General features: G+C 32.9%; 3 protein-coding genes. All 3 read left to right on the plus strand.

Features of this window, described 5'->3' with window-relative positions; translation table 11 throughout:
• Positions 1-173: 173 nt before the first annotated feature.
• The 3 genes from CN514_RS18065 to CN514_RS18075 all read left to right on the plus strand — a co-directional run bounded on the left by CN514_RS18065 (position 174) and on the right by CN514_RS18075 (position 2637).
• Positions 174-830 (plus strand): amino acid ABC transporter permease, encoded by a 657-nt coding sequence (locus tag CN514_RS18065; RefSeq protein WP_098233789.1) that lies wholly within the window; start codon positions 174-176, stop codon positions 828-830.
• Entirely contained in the window at positions 827-1549 is a 723-nt protein-coding gene (locus CN514_RS18070) for an amino acid ABC transporter ATP-binding protein (protein WP_098233790.1), read from the plus strand. Before CN514_RS18065 ends, CN514_RS18070 begins: the two co-directional genes overlap by 4 nt.
• Positions 1550-1707: 158 nt before the next feature.
• A complete protein-coding gene (locus CN514_RS18075) occupies positions 1708-2637 on the plus strand; it encodes a D-2-hydroxyacid dehydrogenase (RefSeq protein ID WP_098233791.1) in 930 nt (309 codons plus the stop codon).
• Positions 2638-2778 lie beyond the last annotated feature (141 nt).

Raw genomic sequence — 2778 nt, forward strand, 5'->3', positions numbered from 1 at the left:
ATAAAGCAATTAAAGAAGTAGTAAACAATGGTACTTATGAAAATATTTATAAAGAGCATTTTGGATCAGAGCCAGATCTTGAAACATTAAAAGCAGAAGAAAATAAATAGGAAATTAAAAATTGCGTAACAGGCACTTGTGTTACGCAATTTTATCTAAATGGGGGAAAAGAAATGCATTTTGATCTTGGAATTGTAAAAGAATACATACCGTTTTTCCTTAGAGGAACTGGATTAACAATTGGCTTATCTTTAGCAGGAATATTCTTAGGTACAATAATCGGATTATTTATTGGATTAGGAAAAATGCAATCAAATAAATGGTTAGCACTACCCTTTGTTTGGTATATCAATTTTTTTAGAGGAACACCGTTATTTGTACAAATCTTATTAATACACTTTGGGGTAGTTCCTTATTTTATAGGAGAGACAAACGCAATAGCAGCCACAATCATTGCACTATCATTAAATGCAGCAGCATATATTGCTGAAATCTTTCGTGCTGGAATTCAATCAATTGATAAAGGGCAAATGGAGGCTTCTCGTTCCTTAGGAATGACGCATGTACAAGCTATGAAACATGTTATTTTACCTCAAGCTATTAAACGTATGATCCCTCCGCTTGGAAATGAATTTATTGTCTTAATTAAGGAATCTTCAATTGCAGCTATTATTGCTGCACCAGAACTTATGTATTGGAGTAGAGCAATGCAGGGGCAATATTATAAAGTGTGGGAGCCGTACATCTCTGCTGCAGTAATCTATTTAGTCCTAACATTAACATTAAGTTTTGTTTTAAATCGCATTGAAAGAAGGTTGACTACGGGATGATTAAAGTAGAAAAATTAAAAAAATCATTTGGTTCGCTAGAAGTTTTAAAAGATATCAACATTACAATTCAACCACGTGAAGTATGTGTTGTAATCGGTCCTTCAGGTTCTGGTAAGTCAACTTTTCTTCGATGTTTAAATATGTTAGAAACAATAACAGCGGGTAAAGTTTTTATCGAAGACGTCGATCTTACAGATAAAAAAACAAATATAAATAAAATTCGTACTGAAGTAGGCATGGTATTCCAACATTTTAATCTTTTTCCACATTTAACAGTCTTAGAAAATATTACGCTAGCACCTAAAAAAGTAAGAAATCGAGCGAATGATTTTGCTAAAACGAAAGCACTTGAACTATTAAAAAAAGTCGGGCTTTCAGATAAAGCCAATGAATATCCTGACTCACTATCTGGTGGACAAAAACAACGTGTTGCGATCGCAAGAGCACTTGCAATGGAACCAAAAATTATGTTATTCGACGAACCTACATCCGCCCTAGATCCCGAAATGGTCGGTGAAGTTTTAGAGGTTATGAAGCAACTTGCTCAAGAAGGAATGACAATGGTCATTGTTACACATGAAATGGGCTTTGCTCGTGAAGTTGGTGATCGCGTAATCTTTATGGATCAAGGGTACATAGTAGAAGAAAACAGTCCAGTGCAAATATTTGATTTCCCAAAACACGAGCGCACGAAAAGTTTCTTAAGTAAAGTTTTATAAGGCAGATATTAAACAGATGAGGTTGTCCCGACTTTTTAAGGGAACCTCTTTTTTTTGTCAAAGTAGATTTGGTATTTATTACTCGAAGTGTTTTCTTTTCATTCTTTTCGGAATATTATGCTAAAATTTATTTAAGACAAAAAAAGGAGTGTAGGACAATGGAAATTCAAAGAATTTTAGTGACTAGCCGAATTCATCATAAGCTTAAAGATCTAATTGAATCACATAATCTATCAAAAGAGTTTCGTTTTTTACCTGAAGATGAAGTAACAAAAGAGGATTATGAGTGGGCTGATACATTTGTTGGTTTTCGTCCAACACCAAATTTTGAATTTGGAAACATAAAGTGGGTCCATTCATTAGCAGCGGGCGTAGATAGTTTCATGAAAATTAAATGGAAAAATGATGTGCTTTTAACGCGAACGATTGATGTTTTTGGTCCAAAAATGAGTCAATATTGTTTAAGTTACATACTCCAGGATTCACAATTACATGAACAATTTTCAAATTTACAGAATGAAAATAAGTGGGAATTTCATATCCCAAAATCTTTAGAAGACCAAAAAGTCGTCATTTATGGTACAGGAGAAATTGGGGGACATATTGGTAAAGTTTTATCAAGCTTAGGAATGAAAGTATATGGAGTTTCTATGAGTGGTAATCAAAAACAATATTTTGAAAAAATAGTACCATTCCAAGAAGCATCTACAATTTTAGATCATACAGATTGGATTATTAGTGTTCTTCCGTCTACGAATGAAACTAAAAATATATTAGATATGAGTACATTTAAACATTTAAATAATGTAGGGTTTATAAATGTTGGTAGAGGAGCAACTGTATGTGAGGACTCTTTAAAGGAAGCTTTGAATAATGGGTATATTAGAAAAGCTATATTAGATGTTTTTGCTGTTGAACCACTTCCAGCCGATTCTGAATTATGGCAAATGCCTAATGTCAAAATAACACCACATATTTCGGCAGTTACTTTACCAAATGATGGTGTTAAGTGTTTTGTCAATACACTTTCAACATTAGAAAATAACGAGAAACTTAGAAATGTAGTGAAAATTGAAAAGGGATATTAATTATTTGATGTAGGACGGTATGATTTGCTTAAGGCTTGCAAGGAGATGAATAGTTAAATTTTTCATTTCACATTAAGAAATTATAAATTTGCAGCTATGAAGGGGACTCGACGTAGTTTCAAATTTTAGGAATTAAGTATA

Source organism: Bacillus sp. AFS001701, assembly GCF_002559405.1.
Taxonomy (GTDB): domain Bacteria; phylum Bacillota; class Bacilli; order Bacillales; family Bacillaceae_G; genus Gottfriedia.